The 18116-nt window shown below is 66.7% G+C and carries 12 protein-coding genes; 1 reads left to right on the forward strand and 11 read right to left on the reverse strand.

All coding sequences use genetic code 11. The annotated features are described in order from the left end of the window. Window positions 1–30 precede the first annotated feature (30 nt). From MLD63_RS15915 to MLD63_RS15945, 7 genes are read right to left on the reverse strand one after another with little or no spacing between them, the layout of a single operon-like run. Complete coding sequence (locus tag MLD63_RS15915) at window positions 31–1602, reverse strand: alpha-amylase family glycosyl hydrolase (RefSeq protein ID WP_255330902.1); 1572 nt, start codon at window positions 1600–1602, stop codon at window positions 31–33. Then, on the reverse strand, window positions 1599–3224 hold the full coding sequence (locus MLD63_RS15920) for an alpha-D-glucose phosphate-specific phosphoglucomutase (protein ID WP_255330903.1): 1626 nt from the start codon (window positions 3222–3224) through the stop codon (window positions 1599–1601). Before MLD63_RS15920 ends, MLD63_RS15915 begins: the two co-directional genes overlap by 4 nt. Window positions 3225–3236: 12 nt before the next feature. Then, window positions 3237–5291, reverse strand: a complete 2055-nt coding sequence (glgX, locus tag MLD63_RS15925; protein ID WP_439957677.1) for a glycogen debranching protein GlgX — start codon at window positions 5289–5291, stop codon at window positions 3237–3239. Window positions 5292–5317: 26 nt separating this feature from the next. After that, window positions 5318–6757, reverse strand: coding sequence for a glycogen synthase GlgA (gene glgA / locus MLD63_RS15930; RefSeq protein WP_255330905.1), 1440 nt, complete (start codon window positions 6755–6757; stop codon window positions 5318–5320). 5 nt (window positions 6758–6762) lie between these two features. Further along, entirely contained in the window at window positions 6763–8034 is a 1272-nt protein-coding gene (gene glgC, locus MLD63_RS15935) for a glucose-1-phosphate adenylyltransferase (protein ID WP_255330906.1), read from the reverse strand. A 14-nt stretch (window positions 8035–8048) separates the two neighbouring features. Further along, entirely contained in the window at window positions 8049–10229 is a 2181-nt protein-coding gene (gene glgB, locus MLD63_RS15940; RefSeq protein ID WP_255330907.1) for a 1,4-alpha-glucan branching protein GlgB, read from the reverse strand. Between the two features lie 43 nt (window positions 10230–10272). After that, window positions 10273–12678, reverse strand: a complete 2406-nt coding sequence (locus tag MLD63_RS15945; protein ID WP_255330908.1) for a glycogen/starch/alpha-glucan phosphorylase — start codon at window positions 12676–12678, stop codon at window positions 10273–10275. Between the two features lie 419 nt (window positions 12679–13097). Between MLD63_RS15945 and MLD63_RS15950 the strand changes: the two genes are divergently transcribed. After that, window positions 13098–13880, forward strand: a complete 783-nt coding sequence (locus MLD63_RS15950) for a TerC family protein (RefSeq protein WP_255330909.1) — start codon at window positions 13098–13100, stop codon at window positions 13878–13880. 56 nt (window positions 13881–13936) lie between these two features. Here the strand turns inward: MLD63_RS15950 and MLD63_RS17990 are convergent, their stop codons facing one another. The 4 genes from MLD63_RS17990 to MLD63_RS15970 form a co-directional block, all read right to left on the reverse strand. Next, a complete protein-coding gene (locus tag MLD63_RS17990; RefSeq protein ID WP_369697012.1) occupies window positions 13937–14476 on the reverse strand; it encodes an Isoquinoline 1-oxidoreductase subunit in 540 nt (179 codons plus the stop codon). Between the two features lie 352 nt (window positions 14477–14828). Continuing rightward, a complete protein-coding gene (locus MLD63_RS15960; protein ID WP_255330912.1) occupies window positions 14829–16991 on the reverse strand; it encodes a xanthine dehydrogenase family protein molybdopterin-binding subunit in 2163 nt (720 codons plus the stop codon). Between the two features lie 3 nt (window positions 16992–16994). Continuing rightward, on the reverse strand, window positions 16995–17453 hold the full coding sequence (locus tag MLD63_RS15965; RefSeq protein WP_255330913.1) for a (2Fe-2S)-binding protein: 459 nt from the start codon (window positions 17451–17453) through the stop codon (window positions 16995–16997). Window positions 17454–17530: 77 nt separating this feature from the next. Further along, complete coding sequence (locus MLD63_RS15970) at window positions 17531–18112, reverse strand: nucleotidyltransferase family protein (protein ID WP_255330914.1); 582 nt, start codon at window positions 18110–18112, stop codon at window positions 17531–17533. Between the last annotated feature and the right edge of the window lie 4 nt (window positions 18113–18116).

Consider the following 18116-nt stretch of genomic DNA (forward strand, 5'->3'; position numbering starts at 1 on the left):
CTCCGCCGCGTAGCGTGGTGGCGGGGGCGCTCAGCCGATCAGCGCAAACCCGTTCGGACCCAGCGCAAGCATGTCGCCCTTGACCCCTGACGCCTCTGCCAGAAGGATCTCGCCCTCGGGGGCAGAAGTCTCGACCGACTCGGGCGACAGGTTGAAGACACACGCAACCGAAGCGCCGCGGCGGAATGCCAGCACCGGATCGGCCGCGTCGATCCATTCCGTCGCGCCGGTCCGCAGCGCCTCGTTGCCACGCCGCAGCGCCAGCATCCGGCGATAGAAGTCCAGCACCGAGCCTTCACCCTGCATGTCGACCGCGACCGCCGCCTGCTCGGGTTTCACCGGCAGCCACGTCCGGTTCGCCACCGAAAACCCCGCATTCGGCGCTGGCGCTTCCCAGACCATCGGCGTGCGGCAGCCGTCGCGGCCCTTTTCCTCGGGCCAGAAATTGATCCCCGCCGGGTCGGTCAGCTCGTCGAAATCCAGGTCGGTCTCGGTCTGACCCAGCTCCTCACCCTGATACAGGCACACCGACCCCTGCAGCGACAGCAGCAACGCTGCCGCCTGCTTCGCCAGCGCCTCGCGCGAGGCCCCATGCTCCGCCCAGCGGCTGACATGCCGCCGCACGTCATGGTTGGAAAACGCCCAGCACGGCCATCCGCCCGGCGCATCGGCGAAGAAATCCCGCACCGCATCGCGGAAATGCGCGGGCGTGAACTGCGGCCCCAGCATCTCGAAACTGTAGGCCTGATGCAGCCGCCCGCCGGTCGTGTAGGCGCCCATGATCCCGATCGGATCATGACTGTCGCCAACCTCGCCGACCATCATCCGCGCGTCGTACTCGTCCGTTACCGCGCGCATCCGACGAAGGAAATCAAGGTTCTGCGGCTGGTTCTTCGAAAACAGATGATATTGCATCTCGTAGGGATTGGTGTCCGGTCGTTCCTTGATCCGGTAATCGGCCGCGTCATCGCGCAGCCGCGAATCGTGGAAATAGTAGTTCACCGTATCCAGCCGGAACCCGTCCACGCCCCGGTCTAGCCAGAAGCGCATGGTGTCCAGATGCCAGTCCTGAACCTCGGGGTTGTGAAAGTTGAAGTCGGGCTGGCTGGGCAGGAAGTTGTGGAAATAATACTGCCGCCGCCGCGTGTCCCAGGTCCAGGCGCTGCCTCCGAAGATCGCAAGCCAGTTGTTCGGCGGCGTTCCGTCGGGCTTCGGATCGGCCCAGACATACCAGTCCGCCTTCGGCCCGGTCCGGCTGGCCCGGCTTTCCGCGAAGAACGGGTGCTGGTCCGAAGAGTGCGAGATCACCTGGTCGATGATCACCTTCAGCCCCAGATCGTGCGCGCGGGCGACCAGCGCGTCGAAATCCGCCAGCGTTCCGAAGACCGGATCGATGTCGCGATAATCGCTGACATCGTAGCCCATGTCGGCCATGGGCGAGGTGAAGACCGGTGATAGCCAGACCGCATCGACGCCAAATCCGGCGATGTGATCCAGCCGCCGCGTGATCCCCTTCAGGTCACCGATCCCGTCGCCGTCATCGTCCTGAAAGCTGCGCGGATAGACCTGATAGGTAACAGACCCCTTCCACCACTCGCTCACGTGATGACATCCGGCTCGCTGCGCCCCGAGGTCGCGCGCAGCCCCGACAGGTCCTCGGCCGCGGCGATCAGCGGCGCCAGCGCCTGCTGGACGTCTTGGTCCAGCCCGTCAGGCCCCGCGACATAGCGTTCCAGATACAGCCGCAGCGTCGCGCCTTCTGTCCCCGTCCCCGACAGCCGCAGCACGATCCGAGAGCCGTCGGTAAAGACCACCCGCAGCCCCTGCCCTTGGCTCACCGATCCATCGACCGGGTCGGTATAGGCGAAATCGTCCGCGCTTTTGACGCGCATCCCCTGCACCTCGGTCCCCGGCAGGTCTCCCAGCTTGTCGCGCAGCCCGGCCATGATCGCCTGCCCCTGCTCCAGCGGCAGCGCCTCGTAGTCATGGCGAGAGTAATAGTTGCGACCATACTCCCGCCAATGCGCGTTCAGGATCTCGGCCACGCTTTCGCCCCGCGCGGCCAGGATGTTCAGCCACAGCAGCACCGCCCACAGCCCGTCCTTCTCGCGCACGTGGTCGGACCCGGTGCCGAAGCTTTCCTCGCCGCAGATGGTCACACGCCCCGCATCCAGCAGGTTGCCGAAGAACTTCCAGCCGGTCGGCGTCTCGAAACAGTCAATGCCCAGCTTCTCGGCCACCCGGTCGGCGGCGCCCGAGGTTGGCATGGATCGTGCCACCCCCTTCAGCCCGCCGGCATAGCCCGGCGCCAGATGGGCGTTCGCCGCCAGCACCGCGAGGCTGTCCGAGGGCGAGACATAGATCCCTCGCCCGACCACCATGTTGCGGTCGCCGTCCCCGTCGGACGCCGCGCCGAAATCGGGCGCGTTCGCGCCCATCATCTCGTCCATCAACGCCTTGGCCCAGGTCGGGTTCGGGTCGGGATGTCCGCCGCCGAAATCCGGCAAGGGTGTGCTGTTGATGACGGTGCCCTTTTCCGCACACAGCCGGTTTTCCAGAATCTCGGTCGCGTAAGGACCGGTGATCGCGTGCATCGCGTCGAACCGCATCCGGAACCCGCCTGCGAACATCGCGCGCAGGGTGGCCATGTCGAACAGGCTTTCCATCAGCGTGGCGTAGTCTGCGACGGGATCGACGACCTCGACCACCATCCCGCCCATCGACTGCTCTCCCAAGCGCGACAGATCGGCGTCATCGGCGCCGAGCAGCCGGTATTCGGTGATGTCCTTCGTCCTCGCGAAGATCGCGTCGGTGACGCTTTCGGGCGCAGGACCGCCATTCGACGTGTTGAACTTCAGCCCGAAATCCTCGTCCTCGCCGCCGGGATTGTGGCTTGCGGACATGATGAAACCGCCATCGGTCCCGCGCTTGCGGATCAGGTTGCTGGCCGCCGGCGTCGACAGCAGCGCGTCGCGTCCCACGATCACCCGTTCGGCGCCATTGGCCGCCGCCATTTTCAGGATCACCTGCGCCGCGCGCTTGTTGAAGAACCGCCCGTCGCCGCCCAGCACGTAGGTCTTGCCTTCCGCCCCGCCGGTCGCGTCGATGATCGCCTGCACGAAATTCTCGACATAGCCCGGCTGCATGAAGACCTTCGTCTTCTTGCGCAGGCCCGACGTGCCGGGCTTCTGTCCCTCGATCGGCTGGGTCTGGATCGTCGTCATGGCAGCTTCATCCTATGGACGGGTAAACAGGGTGACGGAACGGGCGGCGATGTCCGCCTGCGGTTCCGCCTCGGGTGCAGGTTCGTCATCGGGCGCGGCGGTGTCCAGCGCGCGCAGCCAGGGGCCATCGGGCAGCGTGACAGCGGTCGCTTCACCGGAATTCAGGCAGACATAGACCTCGGCCGCGCCGGTATCCTCGTCGCTTTCGGCCGAGCCGCGGATGACGGCGCACAGCGCGCGGAAGTTCGGGTCGTGCCAGTCCGCCTCCGTCGGATGCCGGCCATCGGCGCGGTGCCATTCCAGATCGGGCAGCCCGTCCTGCGGCCGGATCCGGCTGTGCAGGAAGCCGCGCTGACGCAGCACCGGCTGCGCGCGGCGCAGGGCGGTCAGGCGGGCGACGAAATCGGTCAGCCCCTGATCGCCGGGCCAGTCGAGCCAGGTCGTCTCGTTATCCTGCGCATAGGCGTTGTTGTTGCCGCCCTGGCTGTGGCCCATCTCGTCGCCGGCCAGCAGCATCGGTACGCCCTGGGACAGGAACACCGTCGCCAGCATGTTGCGCTTTCGCTGGGCTCGGGCGGCGTTGATCCCGGCATCCTCGGTCGGTCCCTCGGAACCCAGGTTGTCGCTGAAATTGGCGTGGTGCCCGTCGCGGTTCTGTTCGCCGTTCGCCTCGTTGTGCTTGCCGGCATAGCTGACCGCATCGTTCAGCGTGAAGCCGTCATGGCAGGCGACGAAGTTGACGCTGCTCGACGCAGACCTGCCATCGTGGTCGAACACCTCGGCCGAGCCCAGAAGCCGCTTGGCAAGGGCCGCGGGCGTCCCGGCGTCGCCGCGCCAGAACCGGCGCACATCGTCGCGAAAGCGGTCGTTCCATTCCATGAACGGCACCGGAAACTGGCCCAGCCGGTAGCCGCCCGGCCCGATGTCCCACGGCTCGGCGATCAGCTTCACCCGCGCCAGCACCGGGTCCTGCCGGATCGCGTCGAGAAACCCTGTCGCGAACCCGTCCCGACCGCGGGTCAGTTCGCTCGCCAGATCGAAGCGGAAGCCGTCCACGCCCATCACCTCGGTCCAGTAGCGCAGGCTGTCCATGACCAGTCGCAGCACGGCGGGATGGGTCAGGTTCAGCGCGTTTCCGGTACCGGTATGGTTGACGTAATGCCGGCCGGTTCCGCTGAGATGATAGTAACTCGCGTTGTCGAGACCGCGGAACGACAGTGTTGGCCCCTTCTCGTCACCCTCGCCCGAATGGTTGTAGACGACGTCGAGGATCACCTCGATTCCGTCGCGATGCAGCGCGTCCACCATCGCCCGGAACTCGGCGACCGGGTCGCCGCTGCCGTAACGCGCGGCCGGCGTGAAGAAGCCGATCGTCTGATAGCCCCAGTAGTTCCGCAATCCACGGTTCACCAGAAACCGGTCGTCAAGGAAGGCGTGCACGGGCAGCAATTCCACCGCCGTCACGCCGATCCGGCGCAGATGCGCGCGCACGGGGTCGCTGGCCACGCCCGCATAGGTCCCGCGCTGATCCTGCGGAATTTCGGGGTGACGCATGGTCAGACCGCGGACATGCGCCTCGTAGATCACGCTGTCGCGTGCGGGCGTCAGCGGTGGCACGGCCTCCAGCGCGGGCAGCGCCGCGCAAACCACGCATTTCGGCACGAACGGTGCGCTGTCGCGCGTGTCGAAGGACAGATCGCCCTCGGGATCATCCATCGTGAAGCCGTAAAGCGCGTCGTCCCAGACGATCTCGCCGTCGAGCGACCTTGCATAAGGGTCGATCAGCAGCTTGTTGACGTTGAAGCGGTGCCCTTCGTGCGGCGCATAAGGCCCGTCGGCGCGAAGCCCATAGCGCGCGCCGGCCTGCAATCCGGGCACGAAACCGTGCCAGACGTCCCCGTCGCGCGCAGGCAGGCGCAGCCGCGTTTCGGCGCCGGTGGCATCGAACAGGCACAGGTCGATCGCCGTGGCGTTGGCGGAAAAGACGGCGATGTTCACGCCCTCGTCGGTGACGGTGGCGCCCATCGGCCAGGGACGTCCGGCGCGGATGGTCAGATCGGCAGGCAAGCCCGCGGCGGGTTTTCGGCTGTGGTTCAAGACATCAACGATCGGTAAAGCGCGGCGTAACGAGCGGCGGGTTCACCCCAGCCGACCGGCGCCTTCATCGCCCGTTTGACCAGGGCCGTCCAGCCGCGCTGATCCGCATGAAGTCGTGACAGCTGACGCAATGCGCCGGTCAGCGCGATCTGATCGACCGGGTGAAAGCTGATCCCGGTCGAGGCCTTCGCCGCCAGCGACGCCGGCGTCGTCCCGATCACCGCGTCGTTCAGCCCCCCGGTCGCCGCGACCAGCGGCACCGTGCCGTAGCGCAGCCCGTACATCTGGGTCAGCCCGCAGGGTTCGAACCGCGATGGCACCAGCACGGCGTCGCCGCCCCCGAACAAGCGGTGGCTCAGCGCCTCGTCATAGCCGATGCGGACCCCCATCCGGTCGGGGAAGCGCCCGGCCAGCGCGATCATCTCTGCTTCCAGCCGGGGATCGCCCGAGCCCAGCAGCACCAGCCCGCCGCCCTGATCGAGAAAACCGGGCAGCGCACGGGCCAGAAGGTCGATCCCCTTCTGCTCGGTCAGGCGGCTGACCACGATAGCCAGAGGCCCGGGCACATGGCCCAGCCCGAACTCGGCGATCAGACGGGCGCGGTTCTCGGCCTTGCCGTTCAGGTCGGCGGCGGAATAGGGCGCGATGTCCGGATCGGTCTCGGGCGACCAGATTCTGTCGTCCACCCCGTTGAGGATACCGTGCAGATCGCCCGCCCGTGCGGCCAGCACGCCCTGCAGGCCCATGCCGAATTCCGGCCGCATCAGCTCTTCTGCATAGGTGGGCGAGACGGTGGTGATCGCGTCCGCCGTCACCAGCCCCGCCTTCAGGGCCGAGATGCCGCCGTAATATTCCAGCGCATCGCTGGTGAATTGTGATTGCGGCAGGCGCAGCGCCCGCAGGCGTTCGGCGGGCGCGAAGCCCTGAAAGGCGACGTTGTGGATCGTCATCACCGAATGCGCGGCACCGCCTTCTCCGCCGCCACCATAGTGCAGATAGGCGGGTGCTAGCCCCGCCTGCCAGTCATGCGCGTGCATGAGATGCGGGACCCAGCCGTCCGTGCCCGCGCCCATCGCAAGCTGCGCCCCGGCCCAGGACAGGGCCGCGAAACGCTCGGCATTGTCGATGTAGTCGCCCTGCGGCCCCGAATAGGGCCCGCCCGGCCGGTCGAACAGATGCGGCGCATCCAGCAGCAGCAGATCCAGACCGGCAGCCTTGCCGCTCAGAACGCGACCCGGCCCGCCGAACAGGTCCCGCTCACCCCAGATCTCGCGCGCGCCTTCCAGTCGCTCGGTCAGCCCGGGATAGGCCGGGATCAGGACCCGCATCTCGATCCCCAGCGGCGCCAGCGCGGCAGGCAGCGCGCCGACCACATCGGCGAGCCCCCCTGTCTTGACCAGCGGTACGCATTCGGAGGCGACGGACAGGACGCGCATCGCCGCTATCCCAGCTTCGCCGCGCGGGCGTCGATCATCTCCTGCGTGATCAACACGATGCCGTTCTCGCTGCGCCGGAACCACTTGCCGTCCTCATCCGGGTCCTCGCCCACGACCAGCCCTTCGGGAATGATCACGCCGCGGTCGATTACGCAGTTCTTCAACTGCGATTTGCGGCCGACCTGCGCGTAGGGCAGCACCACCGCATATTCGAGGGTCGAGAAGGAATGCGCCCGAACCCCCGTGAACAGCAGCGAATTCTTCACGTCCGAGCCAGAGACGATGCAGTCGCCCGCGACCAGCGAGCTTACGGCCATGCCGCGCCGCCCTTCCTCGTCGTGGATGAACTTCGCCGGCGGAACCAGTTCGGCATAGGTCCAGATCGGCCAGGTGTTGTCGTAGATATCCAGCTTGGGGACGAAATCCGTCAGGTCGATATTGGCCTGCCAGAAGGCGTCGATCGTGCCGACGTCGCGCCAGTAAGGCTCCTCCTCCAGCCCGGACCGCACGCAGCTTTCCGAAAAGCGGTGCGCCATCGCCTTGCCGTTCTTGACGATGTCTGGGATCAGATCGTGACCGAAATCGTGGCTGGAATTGGGGTCCTCGGCATCGCGGATCAGCAGATCGCGCAGGAAATCCCAGTCGAAGACATAGATCCCCATAGAGGCCAGCGTGTGATCGGGATCGCCCGGCATCCCCGGCGGGTCCTTGGGCTTTTCCAGAAACGCGGTGATCCGGCCGTCATCGGCGATATCCATGACGCCGAAGGCGCTGGCCTCGGCGCGTGGCACGGTCAGGCAGCCGATGGTCACGTCCGCGCCGCTGTCCACATGCGCGGCCAGCATGATCTCGTAATCCATCTTGTAGATATGGTCGCCGGCCAGGACGATGATGTATTTCACACCGTAGCTGTCCACGATGTCGATGTTCTGCGTCACCGCATCGGCGGTCCCCAGATACCACTTGTTCTCGGCGACCCGCTGGCTGGCGGGCAGGATGTCGAGATATTCGTTCCGCTCGGCCCGGAAGAAGGACCAGCCGCGCTGCATGTGGCGGATCAGGCTGTGAGCCTTGTATTGCGTGGCGATCGCCATCTTGCGGATGCCTGAATTCAGCGCGTTCGACAGCGCGAAATCGATGATCCGCGTCTTGCCGCCGAAATAGACGGCGGGCTTGGCGCGCTTGTCCGTCAGCTCTTTCAGGCGCGACCCGCGCCCACCCGCCAGCACGAAGGCCATCGCCTGCGACGACAGCCGCCTGTTCGGTCCGTGATCCATCCCAATCCCCTCCCTTACGCGTGCCGTTTGAAAAACAGGACCGACAGCGGCGGCAGCACCACTGTGGCCGATTGCGCCTGCCCGTGCCAATCGGTCGGCTCGGTCGTCACGGTGCCGTTCGTGCGCCCGCCGCCGCCGTATTCACCGGCGTCCGAGTTGAGCATCTCCTCCCACATCCCCGCTTCCGGAAAGCCCAACCGATAATCGCGCTGCACCGGCGTCAGGTTCGCGACGACGACGACCGGCGCGTCGCCCGACTCGCCGCGACGAACGAAGGCGAGAACGGAATTTTCGGAATCCCCCGCCTCGATCCAGGCGAAGCCTTCGGGGCGGCTGTCGTGGCGATAAAGCGCGGGCGTGTCGCGATAGAGCGTGTTCAGCGCCCGCACCCATGCCTGCACGCCTTTGTGCGGCGCTTCCGCCTCCAGATGCCAGTCGAGGCTCTGGTTGTGGTTCCACTCGCGACCCTGTGCGAACTCCTGGCCCATGAACAGCAGCTTCTTGCCCGGATGGCCCCACATGAAGCCGTAATAGGCGCGCAGGTTGGCGAATTTCTCCCAGTCGTTGCCGGGCATCTTGCCCAGCATCGAGCCCTTGCCGTGGACCACCTCGTCATGGCTGATCGGCAGGATGAAATTTTCCGAGAACGCATAGACCAGCCCGAAGGTCAGCTGGCCGTGATGATGCTTGCGGTGGATCGGATCGCGCTGGAAATAGCTCAGCGTGTCGTTCATCCAGCCCATGTTCCATTTGAAGCCGAAGCCCAGACCCCCGTCATGAACGGGGCGCGACACGCCGGGAAAGGCCGTCGATTCTTCGGCCACCGTCATCGCACCCGGCGCTTCGGCATAGGCCGCGACGTTCATCCCCTTCAAAAAGTCGATCGCTTCCAGGTTCTCGCGTCCGCCGAACTTGTTGGGGACCCACTCGCCGTCCTTGCGCGAATAGTCGCGGTAGAGCATCGAGGCGACAGCGTCCACGCGCAGCCCGTCGACGTGGTATTCTTCCAGCCAGTACAGGGCGTTGGCGGTCAGGTAATTGCAAACCTCGGTGCGCCCGTAATTGTAGATCAGGGTGTTCCAGTCGATATGGAACCCTTCCTTCGGATCGGCATGTTCGTACAGCGCGGTGCCGTCGAAATGCCCCAGGCCATGCGGATCGGTCGGAAAATGGCCCGGCACCCAGTCCAGGATCACGCCGATCCCTTCCTTGTGCGCCGCCTCGACGAAAGCCGCGAAATCCTGCGGCGTGCCGTGGCGGCTGGTCGGCGCGTAAAGGCCGACCGGCTGGTAACCCCATGATCCGTCAAACGGAAACTCACTGACCGGCATCAGCTCCAGATGCGTGAAGCCCATCCACTTGGCGTATTGCACAAGCTGATCGCCCAGTTCGGCATAGGACAGCATCCGGTCGCCCTGACCTCGCCGCCAGCTGCCCAGATGCACCTCATAGACCGAAGTCGGGGCATCGACCGATTGCGCCCGCGCGCGCATGTCCATCCAGGCACCGTCGTCCCACTGCGCCTGCCCCGCGCGGCGCACGATGGATGCCGTCGCCGGCGGATGTTCCGCGCCGAAGCCGCAGGGATCGGCCTTCAGCGGCTGGATCTTCCCGCCCGGTCCGCGGATCTCGTATTTGTAGGCCGCGCCCTCGCCGACACCGGGCAGGAACAATTCCCACACCCCTGTCGCGCCGCGGCGACGCATCGGGTGGGCCAGCCCATTCCACAGGTTGAACTCACCAACGACCGATACGCGTTCGGCATTCGGCGCCCAGACCGCGAAATGTGTGCCCGCGACGCCCTGATGATCGACCGGGTGGGCGCCCAGAACCTGCCACAGCTTGCGGTGGCTGCCTTCGCCCAGCAGGTATTCATCCATCTCGCCCAGGACCGGGCCGAAGCGGTAGGGATCGTCCCACTCCCATTCGGTGCCGTCGGCAGACCGCGCGCGCAAGCGATATGGCCCGCCCGGAAAGGCGCCGCTGAACACGCCCGGCGCGTCGGTCCCGCCGGTCAGTGCCACGGAATCGCCGCCCTCGGGCACCGCCCAGACCTGCACCGCGCCCGGAACCATCACGCTCAGCCGGCCGTCATGCCAACCCAGCACCGCGAAGGGATCGCCGTGCCGCCCCTCTGCCAGCGCGCGGGCAGAGGCCGGGTCGATCGCTTCTGTCTTCGCTTTGCCGGCCGCCATGTCGCCCCTCCCCAGGGTCGTCCCCTCTCGCGGCCCGCCAGGCTCAGATGGCGGGCTCGGTCCTCCAGATATCGTTCATGTAACCACGGATCGCGCGATCGGACGAGAAGAAGCCCATCCGCGCCGTGTTCAGCGCCGCCTTGCGCACCCATTCGTCGGGCGTGCGCCACAGGTCGGCCACCTGCGCCTGCGCGGTCTCGTAGGCATCGAAATCGTCGGCGACGAGGAAGTAGTCATGGTGCCAGATACGATCCACCACGCCGTGGTAGCGGTCGGGCTGATCGGGGCTGAACACGCCCTCGGCCAGCATCTGCAGCACGTCGCGCAGGGACTGGCTGGCCTCGATCGCGTGGCGCGAATGAAGCGCGTCCTTGCGGCGTTGGATCACCTGATCGGCGGTCAGCCCGAACAGGAAGAAGTTCTCGGCCCCGACCCTCTCTCGGATCTCGACATTGGCCCCGTCCAGCGTGCCGATGGTCAGCGCGCCGTTCAGCGACAGCTTCATGTTGCCGGTCCCCGAAGCTTCCTTGCCCGCGGTCGAGATCTGTTCCGACAGGTCCGCCGCCGGGATCACCACCTCTGCCATCGAGACATTGTAGTTGGCGGGATAGATGACCTTCAGAAGACCGCGCACCTCAGAATCGTTGTTAACGACCGCCGCCACATCGTTGATCAGGTTGACGATTTCCTTCGCCACCGCATAGCCGGGCGCGGACTTGCCGCCAAAGATCTTCACGACTGGGACATGATCGGCGTCGGGGTTTTCGCGGATGCGCTTCCACAGGGCGATGGTCTGCAGGATGTTGAGCAACTGACGCTTGTATTCGTGGATACGCTTGACCTGCACGTCGAACAGCGCGGCCGGATCGGCCTGAACGCCGGTCCGATCGGCCAGCCAGTCGGCGGCGCGTTCCTTGTTGGCGCGCTTGGCCGCGGCGAAGGCGTCGCGGAACCCGGCATCCTCGACATGGCTCTCCAGCCCCGCCAGACGGTCCAGATCGGATTCCCAGCCCTCGCCCACCGTCTCGGTGATCAGCCGCGACAGCGCAGGGTTCGCCATCCGAATCCAGCGGCGCGGCGTGACGCCGTTGGTCTGGTTGACGATCCGCCCGGGATGCAGCCGGTCGAGATCGGGGAACAGGTTCTTCTTCACGAGTTCGGTGTGCAGCGCCGAGACGCCATTCACCTTGTCGGCCATCACGAAGGCCAGTTCGCCCATCTTCACCTCGTTCTGGGCGACGATGCCGACATGGGCGGGGCGGTCGGGATGTGCCTTCGCATGGTCCGCGTCGATCGCCTCGATGATCTGCATGTGGCGCGGAAGGACGTTGCCCATCAGCCAGGTGGACCACCGCTCCAGCGCCTCGGGCAGCAGGGTGTGGTTGGTGTAGCCCAGGCAGGACCGCGCGATGCCGATCGCCTCGCCCATCTCGATCCCGTGGTCGTCGACCAGCAGCCGCACCAGTTCCGGCCCGGCCAGCGCGGGATGGGTGTCGTTCATCTGGATCGCGACCTTGTCGGGCAAGGCGCGCAGGTCGGAATGGGTGGCAAGATAGCGGCGCAGGATGTCTTGCAGCGCGGCCGAGGTCAGGAAGAACTCCTGCTTCAGCCGCAATTCCTTGCCGGCATAGGTGGTGTCGTCGGGATAAAGGACGCGGCTCAGCGTGCGGGCCAGCGTCTCCGGCTCCGCGGCGGCGGTGTAATCGCCGCGGTTGAAGCGGTCCAGATCCAGCAGCGTCGTCGGTTTCGCCGCCCACAGCCGCAGCGTGTTGGCCCAGCGCCCCTGCCAGCCGACCACCGGCATGTCATGGGCCGAGGCGATGACCGTCTCGCCCGGATGCCAAACCGATCGTCCATCGATCACCTCGACATGACCCTTGAAACCGATCGTGTAGGCGGATTCGACGCGGTCGAATTCCCACGGGTTCTGCACCGTCAGCCAGTTCTCGGGCATCTCGACCTGACGGCCGTGATCGAAGCTTTGCCGGAACAGGCCGTGTTCATAGCGGATGCCATAGCCGTAGGCCGGGCAGCCCAGCGTCGCCATGCTTTCCAGATAGCAGGCCGCAAGCCGCCCCAGACCGCCATTACCCAGGGCCGCGTCGGGTTCCGCATCGGCTAGCGTGGCAAAGTCCTGACCCAGTCCTTCCAGCGCCTCGGCGGCGATGTCGCGCAGGCCGAGGTTTATCGCCGCATCCTCCAGCACCCGGCCGATCAGAAATTCCATCGACAGGTAATAGACCCGCTTGCGGTCCTGTTCCCATGTTTGGCGGGTCGAGGCGAACCACGGCTCGACCACCCGGTCACGGATCGTCAGCGACAGCGCCATGCGCCAGTCATGGGTCGAGGCGTGGTCGGGATCGGTGCCCAGCGAATAGGTCAGATGGCGCAGGATCTCGGCCCGGAAGGTCTCGGCGTCGATCTGCATGGGCTCGGACTGGTCTCTCATCGGGCTCTCGGTCAGGCAGCAGCGGGTTACGGAACGCGGACTCCGGGTAGGGCCGACGATTCCCTTGACCCACTGTTATCGCAAACATCCTGCTGCGGGAAGGGCCGCGGACCTGTGGCGCCATCCGGACGCGAAGCGTGGCGGCGTCGGTGCCACAGGGCGCTGCGGGGCAATCACGACGGGAATTCGCTTGCATTTTTTACCATTGGGCCTATGTCTCGGCGGTCCGCCAAGGGGCGGACGCGAGATGGTGACCGGGCCCCTCTGGGCGGCGTGGCGGCACGTCGCCGATGTCGGCACCCCATTTCCGTGACCTGCCGCCCGGACCCTTTCCATGACTGCCTGCATCCGCCCGTGCGCCGCGACCCTTCGGTCGGCGCCTGACAACCGCGCGACGACGCCCCGCAAGGATCGCCGCCATGCCTGAACTGCATTTCGATTTCCTTCTCAGCGTCGAGGGTTGGGCCGCGATGCTGACCCTGATCGTGATGGAGGTGGTGCTGGGGATCGACAACCTCATCTTCATCTCGATCCTGACCAACAAGCTGCCGCGCGAACATCGCGTCAAGGCGCGGCGGATGGGCATCCTGGCCGCGCTGGTGATGCGGATGATCCTGCTGGCCACGATCGCGGTCATCGTGACCATGACCACGCCGATCTTCCACGCCTTCGGCCACGGCTTTTCCTGGCGCGACCTGATCCTGATCGCGGGCGGGCTATTCCTTGTCTGGAAGGCCACCAAGGAAATCCACGAGGCGGTGGACCCCTACGCCCATCACGACGAGGAAGCGGCCGCCGCCAAGGCGGTCAGCAACACGCTGGCCGGTGCGGTCTTCCAGATCCTGCTTCTGGATCTGGTGTTCTCGGTCGACTCGATCATCACGGCGGTCGGCATGACGGACGAACTGGCGATCATGTATATCGCCGTCATCGTCGCGATCTCGGTGATGCTGTTCGCGGCCACCCCGGTTGCGAACTTCATCGAGAAGAACCCGACCATCGTGATGCTGGCCCTGGGGTTCCTCTTGATGATCGGGACCACCCTCATCGCGGACGGTTTCGGCTTCCATGTGCCCAAGGGCTACATCTACGCCGCGATGGCGTTTTCCGCGCTGGTCGAGGCGCTGAACATGATGGCCCGCAGGCGCGACCGCAGGGTCGCCGAGGCCGAGAGCCGAAGAGGCGGGTCCGACGCGACATGAACAAAAAGGGCGGCACCTAGCGGTGCCGCCCTTTCCGTTTGACGCTTTGGATGGCGTCAGCTCGGGCAGGCCGCGCCGGTGTCGATCCAGGCGCGCGTCAGCTCGCCAAAGATCTCCTGGCTGCCCGGTGCGGGGGTGCGTCCTTCGCCCGGCTCCCAGCCCCAGCCGACCAGACCGTCCTCGGCATTGTGCTCGTAGAGCGCTTCCAGGTCCTTGCCGCCATTGCGCTCCGGGTCCTTGATCTGCTCGCAGATCTCGCCCAGCGACTTGCCGACCCAGCCCATGCTGACCGGGGCCAGCGACCACGGCTCATGTCCGGGGATCGAGCCCTCACCCGTGGTGAAGGGGACGTTCTCGGCACCGTGGCAGGTGTTGCAGTTCATCCCATCGGGGCCGAAATCAGCCGCGCCGCGGATCATCGGCGGCATGTGCGGATGCATGTCGTCGCCCTGCAGCGGCCCGCCGGTGACCGGGTGGCAGTTCAGGCAACGCGGGTGCTGCAGAACCTTGCCCATCTCGTTGAACAGCGCCACCGAGCGTTCGCCTTCATCAGCGATGTCGGCGAAGGCGTCGGGGCCGCTGAGGTCGGTCGCCATCTCGGGTGCGGTCGCCTCTGCCGCCTCTGCGTCGGTCGCGCCCTGTTCGGGCGTGACCCCTGCGGTTGCTGCAGTTTCCTCCAGCTCTTCCTCGGTCGGGGTCTCCGTCCCGGCCGTCGCTTCGCCTTCAGCGGCCTCCGCATCCGAAGCGGCGGGTTCGGCCCCTCCGGTCTCACCCTCTGCCATCGGCTCGTCCGGCGTGCTGCCGTCCGCCATCGCGTCGGGCGGCGGCATCTCTCCGCTCGCCTCGGCCGGGGCTTCGGTCGCGTCCTGCGCCCAGGCAGGCTGCACCAGCATCAGGGCGGCGAGGATCGCCGTCGTTCGCATCCTTCCGGTCATGTCCGTTTCCCCCTCAGACCATCGGCTGCACGATCGGCAGACGCCTGATCTTCTGGCCGGTCAGCCCGCGCCAACCATTGATGACAGCGGGCGCGATCGGCGGCACGCCCGGTTCGCCCACCCCCGTCGGATCGGCCGTGGAATCGATGATCGCCACCTCAACCGCCGGCATCTCCGCGATGCGCAGCATCCGGTAGTCGTCGAAATTCGACTGCACCACCTCGCCGCCCTCGGCGATCACGATCTCGTCGAACAGGGCTGCGCCCAGCCCATAGCCGATCCCGCCTTCCATCTGCGCGCGGATGACGTTGGGATTGACCGCGACGCCGCAATCGACCGCGCACCAGACCTTGGTGACATGGGGCACGCCGCCGCGATCCTCGACCTCGGCGATCTGCGCGACATAAGTGCCGAAGCTTTTGGCATAGGCCATGCCATAGCCCTTGCCGTTCGCGCTGCGGCCCTGCCAGTTCGCGATCTCGGCCACCTTCTCGATCACCGCGCGTTCCCGCGTCGCGTCCTCCTTCAGCAGGTCCAGGCGGCCCTGCACGGCATCCTTGCCGCCGGCTTCCAGCAATTCGTCCAGGAAGACCTCGACCGCCGTCGCGGTATGGCTGCTGCCGACCGAGCGCCACCACAGCACCGGCACGCCGGCATCCATCTTGGTCCAGCTGACCCGCCGCCCGCCGAAATCGTAGGGCAGCATGTTCGAGCCCTCGAACGAGGTCGGATCGATCTCCTTCGCGCCCATCATCTCGCCCATGGGCGAGCCGATCATGATCGACTGGTTGGCCAGGTCGTTCTGCCAGCCGGTGATGTTGCCATCCCCGTCCAGCCCCGCGCGCAGGTAATGCGCCGTCATCGGGCGATAATAGCCACCCCTGATGTCATCCTCGCGCGTCCAGACCAGCTTGTAGGCGCCGTCACCAGCAGCCTTGGCGACGCTGGCCAGCTCGGCCGCGAAATGCGCGTCCTGCTGAGCGCGCCGGCCAAAGGAACCGCCGGCCAGCGTCACCTCGACGGTCACGGCGGTCGGATCGATGCCCAGCACTTGCGCGATGGTCATCTGGTCGCCGCCCGGGAACTGCGCGCCATACGAAGCGCGCGCCTCGCCGCCCGAAACCTCGATGATGCCGTTCAGCGGCTCCATCGGGGCGTGGGCGAGGAAGGGGAACATGAACTCCGCCTCCATCACCTCGACACCCTCGGCTTCCAGTCCGGACAGATCGCCCTCTTCCTCGACGACGGCACCGCCGGCCTTGGCTGCGGCTGCCCATTCCTGTTCCATCGCCGCGCTGCTGCGCGTCTCGGCCCCGGATTCGTCCCATTCGATGCTCAGCGCGTCGCGGCCCCGCAGCGCCGCGAAGGTGCTGTCGGCATAGACCGCGACCCCCTGAGGCAGTGTGTGGACGGCATTGACGCCGGGCACCGCAAGCGCCGCCGCATCGTCGACCGATCCCGGCGTCGCGCCGAATTTCGGCGGGCGGGCCAGCACCACGGTCTGCACGCCGTCGGGATACTGGTCCATCCCGAAGATCGCGGACCCGTTCGTCTTCTTCTGGGTGTCGAGCTTCGGCAGATCGGTCCCGATCAGGGTGAAGTTCGCGGGATCCTTCAGCACCGGTTCGGCCGGGGGCTGCTGCTGGGCCGCCGCCTCGGCAAAGGCGCCGAAGCTGGACGACTGGCCCGAGGGGTGGCTAATCTTGCCCTTCTCGACCGTGATTTCTTCGGCCGGGACGCCCCATTCGGCGGCTGCAGCGGCAACCAGCATCGCACGCGCCATCGCGCCGACCTGCCGCATCTGCATATAGCTGTTCGCCATCGCCGTGGATCCGCCGGTCCCCTGCGAACCGAAGGCGAAGTTCTTGTAGGTTTCGTCATTCGCCGGCGCGGATTCGGCGCGCATCTGCGACCAGTCGGCGTCCAGTTCCTCGGCCACCAGGGTGGCGAGGCCGGTATTTGGGCCCTGCCCGAATTCGATATGCTTGACGATCACGGTCACCGTGTCGTCGGGCGCGATGCGCACGAAGGCATTGGGCTGCGGCAGCGGATTGCCGCCCCCGCCCGCGGCGGCTTCCTGCGCGCGCAGGCCGCGCGGCGCCAGATAGGTGCCGATGACCAGACCGGCGGTGCCGGCAAGGAACGCGCGGCGAGAAGTTCGGATTGACTTGTTCATCGCCTAGCCCTCCATCGTCTTGGCGGCGTCATGGATCGCCTGACGCACGCGGACATAGGTCGCGCAGCGGCAGACATTGCCGGCCATCGCGTTGTCGATATCCTCGTCGGTGGGCGCGCCGTTCATTTGCAGCAGCGCGGTCGCCGACATGATCTGGCCGGATTGGCACCAGCCGCATTGCGGCACGTCGATACCCTGCCAGGCGGTCTGGACGGCCTCGAACTCGGCGCCCTCCATCCCCTCGATCGTGGTCACCTCGGCGCCTTCCAGCGTCCCGATCGGGGTCACGCAGGACCGCCGCGGCATGCCGTTCAGCATGACGGTGCAGGCGCCGCATTGCGCCACGCCGCAGCCGAACTTGGTGCCGGTGAGTTTCTCGTGGTCGCGAAGCGCCCACAACAGAGGTGTCTCGGGATCGATGTCCCAGGTGACCTCTTTTCCGTTGACTGTCAGATTGGTCATGGTCTGGCCTTCTCGCTGGACCCGTGATCCACCGATCCTGCACCCAGGCTTGGGTGAAGTCCAGATGCGGTCGCGTGTCAGTTGTGCGACAGGCGGCGCAGATCCTCGGGCCGGTCGATGTCGTGACGTGCGCGGGGTGCCAGCGGGATGGTCAGCGCGCCGGCATCGGTCAGCAGGCGCCGCGCGCCCATGTCGCCGGACGCCGCGAGCGCCGTGGAAAACAGCCGGGCCGGCAGGCAGGCGGGCACGCCGGGCCGCCCGTCATGACCGCTGGCCGCGGGGCGGCTGTCGGTCGCGCAGCGGACCAGCCGCATCAGGTGCGTGACCGGCACGCAGGGCATGTCGCCCAGGACGACCAGCGCCCGGCCCGCCTGGATCTCGGCCGCGTGGGCGATGCCGCGATGCAGGCTGGCCGCCATGTCCTGAGCCGGCCCCGTCATGCGCAGGATGATGAACCCCGGCAGCAGCGCCGCCACGCGGGCATCGCGCACGACCGCGACGCAGGGACCGTCCACTGCGCGCCGCAGCGCAAGCGCAGCGGCGGTAACGACCGGGCGCCCGTCCCAGTCGGCCAGCAGCTTGTTGCCCGACCCGAAGCGCGTGCCCTGCCCCGCCGCCAGCAACAGCCCCATGACCGCGGGTCCGCTCGTCGTCGTCATCTTG

The sequence above is a fragment of the Paracoccus albicereus genome (genome assembly GCF_024359525.1).
In the GTDB taxonomy this organism is placed as follows: Bacteria; Pseudomonadota; Alphaproteobacteria; order Rhodobacterales; family Rhodobacteraceae; genus Paracoccus; species Paracoccus albicereus.